This window comes from Paraburkholderia sp. (genome assembly GCF_026225065.1).
In the GTDB taxonomy this organism is placed as follows: Bacteria; Pseudomonadota; Gammaproteobacteria; order Burkholderiales; family Burkholderiaceae; genus Paraburkholderia.
The window spans coordinates 1-6,290 of the sequence record NZ_JAMFSB010000427.1; the positions used below are offsets into that span (position 1 = coordinate 1).

5 protein-coding genes and 2 pseudogenes are annotated in these 6,290 nt (G+C 60.3%); 2 read left to right on the plus strand and 5 right to left on the minus strand.

The window, feature by feature from the left end:
* A partial coding sequence (locus tag M0954_RS29025; RefSeq protein WP_297356928.1) for a DUF3999 family protein occupies positions 1 to 357 on the plus strand: 357 nt, incomplete at its 5' end.
* A 91-nt stretch (positions 358 to 448) separates the two neighbouring features.
* On the opposite strand, the gene M0954_RS29030 is transcribed toward M0954_RS29025, so the two are convergent.
* Both M0954_RS29030 and M0954_RS29035 read right to left on the minus strand, forming a co-directional pair.
* The gene (locus tag M0954_RS29030; RefSeq protein WP_297356930.1) at positions 449 to 1,243 is read right to left on the minus strand and encodes an aldolase; all 795 of its coding nucleotides are present in this window, start codon (positions 1,241 to 1,243) and stop codon (positions 449 to 451) included.
* A gap of 55 nt (positions 1,244 to 1,298) precedes the next feature.
* Positions 1,299 to 1,526: pseudogene (locus M0954_RS29035) on the minus strand (transposase); the annotation flags it as partial.
* Positions 1,527 to 1,714: 188 nt separating this feature from the next.
* Between M0954_RS29035 and M0954_RS29040 the strand changes: the two are divergent.
* Positions 1,715 to 2,356: a hypothetical protein gene (locus M0954_RS29040; protein WP_122151592.1), complete on the plus strand. Its 642-nt coding sequence runs from the start codon at positions 1,715 to 1,717 to the stop codon at positions 2,354 to 2,356.
* 97 nt (positions 2,357 to 2,453) lie between these two features.
* On the opposite strand, the gene M0954_RS29045 is transcribed toward M0954_RS29040, so the two are convergent.
* The 3 genes and pseudogenes from M0954_RS29045 to M0954_RS29055 all read right to left on the minus strand — a co-directional run bounded on the left by M0954_RS29045 (position 2,454) and on the right by M0954_RS29055 (position 6,171).
* Positions 2,454 to 3,599, minus strand: a complete 1,146-nt coding sequence (locus M0954_RS29045) for a porin (RefSeq protein WP_123387836.1) — start codon at positions 3,597 to 3,599, stop codon at positions 2,454 to 2,456.
* Between the two features lie 492 nt (positions 3,600 to 4,091).
* A pseudogene (locus M0954_RS29050) lies at positions 4,092 to 4,997 on the minus strand (LysR family transcriptional regulator); the annotation flags it as partial.
* A gap of 172 nt (positions 4,998 to 5,169) precedes the next feature.
* Positions 5,170 to 6,171, minus strand: a complete 1,002-nt coding sequence (locus M0954_RS29055) for a transposase (protein ID WP_297356932.1) — start codon at positions 6,169 to 6,171, stop codon at positions 5,170 to 5,172.
* Positions 6,172 to 6,290 lie beyond the last annotated feature (119 nt).

Below are 6,290 nucleotides of genomic sequence, written 5' to 3' on the forward strand. Positions count from 1 at the left end.
ATCGTCGTCGACATGCGAAATGGCGGCCTAGGTAGCGGGGTGCCGGCCGCAACGGTGGGTTGGCACCCGGACGACATCACGTTCGTGGCACGCGGTGCGGCGCCGTTTACGCTCGGCGTGGGTAATGTCACACTGACGTCGGCGGCTGCGAGCCGCGATGAACTGTTGATTGGCGCATCGCCCGATGTCGTGGCCGCGCGTGTCGGTGCAGCGTTGCCGGTGTCGGCGCAGGACGTGCAGGCAGCAGCTACCACTAAGGACAACGATGCGGTGCGCCGCTACGTGCTGTGGGCAGCATTGCTGCTTGCGGTGGGTGCGCTCGGCACGATGGCGTGGCGCCTGGCTTTGAAGTCGTGAAGAGCGCTTCGTGGAAACGTATCTTGTCCGGAATTCTCGGACAGGGACCCACCAAAGTACGCGCCGCTGCCGCGTACCTGTTGCACGGCGATCAGTGCGCATAGTCGGGTGCATCCCGATCGAGTAACCGGCGAACGCTCGCGAGGTGCTGCCGGGCGCTGTCCTGTTCGCCACCACGCATCTGCCGGTAGGTTTTTGCGGCGACTCCGGGGTCGACGATTTTCAGCGGCCGGCCCGTCGAGAGTGCGAGCCGTTGCACTTCGCATGCGCGTTCGAGATAGTAGAGGTCGTCCCACGCTTCAGCGATCGTCGCGCCCACCACCATCACGCCGTGGTTCTTCAGGAATGCGATGTCTGCGTCGCCGATTGCATCGGCAATGCGATCGCCTTCCGAACTGTTCAGCGCCAATCCATTGAAATTTTCGTCTACGGCAGTGCGTCCGTAGAACTTCAGCGCGGTTTGTCCTGCCCACAGCAGCGGCGGTCCTTCGAGCATCGCCAGCGCGGTCGCATTCGGCATGTGCGTATGAAAGGCGACCTTGATGCGCGGCTGCCGCAGATGCACGCGCGCGTGAATGTAGAAAGCGGTGATCTCGGGTACGCCATCGCCTTGCACGACATTGCCATGCATATCGCAGACCAGCAGTTTCGACGCGGTGATTTCGTCGAAAGCGTAGCCGTATGGATTGACGAAGAACAGGTCGTCGCGGCCGGGAAGTACGGCAGACAGGTGGTTGCACACGCCTTCGTGCATGCCGAGTTTTGCCGCCATCCGGAAACAGGCCGCGAGGTCGATGCGCGCTTCGCGGATCGCCGCGGTGTCGAGTTCGTCGGGTTCGATCTCCACACCTGTCGAGGCGTGTGCCGAAGTGAGGCCATGTGCCATTGCTCTCTACCTCCAAAATATGAATGCAGGCCCCGCGAATGGGGGCGCGCCGCCACTGCAGCCATTTGCTATAACAGGTCTGCGGCGGCGGAAAGTCCGTGGGCAGATGATGCCATTTTTCTCCGCGCGTATGAATTCGCAGAATGGCATTCAATACTTCCCGAGGACGCCGGACAGGGCGTCCGGAGCGTGGTTTGGGACTTTGGTATACAGATGCATCGCAATGTTGTAGTAATGTATCAGGATGTGGCGGTCCGGCAAGTCTCCTTGCAGCTGCCCCCATTACTGTCTACCAGGCAACGATACGTGAGGACCGATTGCGCGTCCGGATATAAAAGTTAGATTCAATTGCATTTCTTCGACCCGCCTGCACACTCCTCGTCTTGCGCTGTACACGCGCTGAAAGAGCTAACCCGGAATACCTATGACGTAGTTGGACGTTCGCGAGAGCGTCTTTCAGCGGAGATACAAATGAAAAATGGAAAACCTAAGCGTACCCGGCAGGATGCCGAGCGCCTGTTCGAGGGACTGCCCCAGGCAAGCGTCAGATCGGCGAGCCGGCCCACCAACCCATTCGAAGAGGGCGCGTTCGACAAGGTCGAGCGCGTCGACGAAGAAGCCAAACTGTGGAAAGACAATCTGGTTACGCTGCCGCTGGCGATCGAGTTGCCTGCTGGCTATGCGTCGGTGTCTGCCGTGCGCACCGCCATGGAGCGGGCATGGCGGTTGAAGTGGCTGAGGGAGGGCAGGAACGAGGTGGTGACCGATTTTCCGGAAGGGTGGTCGGCTGTGCGTCCCGCAAGCGGACCGATCGAGTTACGCGATCCGGCCGGCGTGGTCCGCGCCGTCTACGGATGGGCCGAGGATGCCGAACTCAGGATTCTGCCGCGCTATCTGGTGGAGTCGCAGACGAACAGCTCGAGCGGCTTGGGAAGTCTGCTTGTCCGCGATCGTGAGAATGGGCAGATTCTCGAGCGCTCTTCGATCTGGTCGGCGCAGACCGGCACCAATCATCCGGATTGGGCCAAACTGTCTGCATGGCTTGATAGCAAATATCCGCTGCACCGCGATCCGCTACGGCTATGGGCCGATTGCGAAGCTAACCGCGCCTAAAAAAAAGCCGTCCAGCTTGTGGCCGGACGGCATTTTCTCGACATCGCTTGGTTAGTGTCCAGCTGCTGCTTCGATAATGCAGCAGTGCCGATACCGCTTAGAACGTGTGACGGATGCCTGCGGTCACCGCGACCTGGTTGTTATTGCCGGATGCTTCCGACAGACCGTTGATCATCGCACCAATGTTCAGGCCCGCTTCGATCACGTGCTGGTATTCGCCTTGCACGTACAGTTCAGTGCGCTTGGACAGCAGATACGCGGCCTGAATATCGACCTGATTCCACTTCGGATCCGCGCCGTTCAGGCTGCCATCGGTGTACGTGTAGTTGCCTGCGAGGGTGATGGCCGGCGTAATGTAGTACACGCCGTTGACTTCATAGTTGTTGAAGCGGGCGCTGCCGCCGTTCAACGCCAGGCCGCCGGTTACGCCAGACTGACTTGCGGAAATGCCGAACGCCTGGTTAAGCATGGTCTGTGTAAATACGAAGCCTGCCGAAGCCGGGCCGAATACGTATTTGACGCCGGCACCCCAGGTGCGCTGGCGGCCTGCGAAAAACGTGTTGTCGCCATCGAGCACGCCATTGGTGTTCGTAATGACAGCCGAGGTGACGTCGTTGTTGATCTGCAGGTAACCGGCCGCGACCGTCAGTCCGAGGTAGTTATACGAAGCGCCGAAGCTGTAAGCGCGGTTATTCGAAAACTCACCCGCTTCGTTCGAGAATCCATACAAACCCTCGAACTTGAAGCCGCTGTAATTGGCACTCTGATACTTGATCGAGTTGTCGATACGGAAATCGTTGTCGAGGTTATCGTTGTCGAACGGGTGCGCGAAGAATGTGCCGCCGTATTGCGTGCCGGTCAGTGCCAACGGGCCGAGGTAATCGACCACGCTGTCGTACTGGCGGCCGAGGGTGACCGAGCCGTACTGGTTATCGGACAGGCCGACGAACGCCTGGCGGCCAAACAGACGGCCGTCCTGGCGGAGCGCGCCGGTAGAGACGTTGAAACCGTTTTCCAACGTGAAGATAGCCTTCAGACCGCCACCCAGGTCTTCTGACCCACGCAGACCCCAACGGCTCGTATTAATCGCGCCGTCGGTTTCCTGCACGTTGCTGTGTCCGCCCTGGTTGTTCGTGTAGGTGATACCCGCGTCAATCAGGCCATACAGCGTAACGCTGGTCTGAGCATGTGCGGCAGTCGCAAAAGCGCCCGTCAGGGCAGCTAACATTACGGCCTTTTTCATTTCTTAGCTCCGGGTACAGAATACTGAATTGTTTATAGGTAGAGCCCGCTTTCCAGCAACGGCTTTGCGCACTCGCAGGCAAAGCAAGTCCATCGACGTGCAACTCGTGCAACGCGCGCGCTCGTTTGGGGGCATGTGAAGTGTAGAGAGGGGCTTGTGGAGCGAATCCGCGAATTTGCGCAATTCTGATTTTGACGGCCGGAAACGATACGTGCTGCGCGCGCCGCTAAGCCTTGATGGTTAAGCGATCCAGCGTTTCGCAAATAATCTGCGGAGGGTCTGCGGACGACTTGCTCGACCGTTGCAGGTTGCCGCAGTGAGACGAAAAATGATGCGCAAATACAACGACGACAACGGGGATTCTTAAGGCGCCGTGTGTGCGTGTGCCTGGGCTGCACGCCGCACTAACGGGAGGGGGTGTAGCGCGCGTTACGTCCGCGACGGCTGCAGGATGGACGAACCGAACTCGGGCGCGGCGAGAAGTTCTGGGCCGCCGAGCATACTGTGGAGCATCGGATTGAAATACCCGATCAGATGATGGATGAACGTGCGAGTCTTGGCCGAGAAATAGCGGCGGCTTGGGTAGGCGACGTTGACCTCTATCTGTGGCAGATGGTAATCGGTGAGTAGCGGTACAAGCCTGCCACGCATGATGTCCTGCTCAATCAGATAACTGGGCAGTACCGCGATACCCATCCCGACCAGCGCGAACTGGCGCAACATCTCGGTGTTGTTCGTGACAATCGCGTTAGCCGGGCTCACTCTCACCTCGCCGGCCCTGCCCGTAAACGCCCACTCTTCGCCCCAATAATCGGTAGAGAGGGAGAGGCACGGATACTCGAGCAGATGCTCGGGATGCGTCGGCGTGCCGTGCCTTTGAAGATACTCGGGGGGCGCGCAGACGGTCATGAAGGCGGTCGTCAGCGGCCGCACAACGAAGCCTGCGTTACCCGTCTGGTGCGCGACCACGATGCCCACATCGAAACCGCGTTCAACCAGATCGACGGGTCGATCCACCAGCGTGATATCCGGCGTGACCCTCGGGTAGCGCGCCGTATAGCCTTGTAGTACGGGCGCAAGCTTATGCAGGCCGAATACCATCGGCGCCACGATACGCAGAGTCCCGGCCGGTTCGAGGTTGCGCGATGAGACCATCTGCTCGATATCGTCGAGTTCCTCGAGAATCTGCCGCACACGGACGAGATAGGCGTGACCGGACTCGGTCGGAGACAGGCTTCGGGTGGTGCGATTGAGCAGCCGCGTCCCCAGACGGTCTTCCAGATCGGCGACGTGGCGTGTTGCTACTGCATTGGAGATCCTCAACGCGCTGGCCGCGCGGGCGAAGCCGCCAAGATCTGCCACCTTGACGAAGATTCGCATCGAATCCAGATGATCCACAGGACAACTCCTACCGCTATCGAAACCCGGCGAACGAAATGAGCCGCACCGTCGCGGCGCGGCATGGCTCGCATCAACTATTCTTCAAACTGGCAGATTGTAGGGGGTCGTCAATGACGATACTCTGACATCGACATGGCGGCGCCGTCAGTTTTGCAAACGGGAGTTCACGTTACCATCGCACGCTCTCGTGATAGAACTCGTCCTGTTCGAGCACGGCCTCGTCTCGCGCGACCGGTTGAGGAAGCGATGTTGCGCTCAACGCCCGCACGGGGTTTGCGACCTCGATGATGGCCGGGGTGGGGCAATGCCGATCGATCCATTTGCGCGCCCAATCGATGGCGTATTGCCGCGCGGCGTCGGCGTTCTCGAAGCGCGGGCCGACCAGACCCGAGCGCGCGACCCGCCGCCCGTTCTTCACGATTTCTACCCAGCCGCGAAACGAGGCTTCCTCGAGCCGGTCCACCGCGGCATACATGACATAGCCTCGCGGGTCGCTGACCTGTGCGCCGTGTGAATGCAGGCCCATCCATTGCGAGTATTCCGTGCGTGGCGGTCGCGGCTTCTGGCGCACCGGCTGCGCAGCTGCTTTGGATTCGTTCGCCGGAAAACTTTGGCGTCCTGATAGCTGGCGTGTGATCTCGGAGAACGGTGTCGCCGCGCACGCCCTGTCCACTACGCCGGACGAATTTTGCCAGGCGTCCGCGCTCTTCCATAACACTTGTGGTCCGCCGTCCTCGCGAAGCAAGCGTGGCGGATGCGGTAACGCGCGCGCAATCTCGTTGGACGACGGGGTGGGTACATAGGTGAACGTCCGTCCATGCTTCGACAGCAAGGTCACCATCGCGAGAAGTGTGCCGTTCAAACGCCACTCTTCGAACCGGCATCGGCATGTCGGGCCGGACGGATAGCCGCAGGGAAGGCGCGACCACGACTCACCGGTGGTCATCACCCACAGGACTGCATTGGCCACGACGCGCGGTTCCGCGCGCGGCCGTCCGCGACGGGGCGGCCGCCCGGCACACGGGTCCGAAATCATGGGCTGCAGCAGTGCCCATTCGTCGTTGCTTAGCTGATCGAAGTACATGTGCTTCTCCACATCGCCATAGCTGCTACACATCTGGAGCGTCACGAATGCGTGATCGACGCTTCGTGCCGGTTCCAGGTGTTGCATACCGATAGAGCGCTTCTCGACTGCGTGACGCAGCCTCGCACCGGTTCAGTGCGAAACTTTTGTGAAGCCGAAGCGCGCAAGCTGGTCTCGCTCGTGCGTGGAGTTGGATGCCGAAAGCG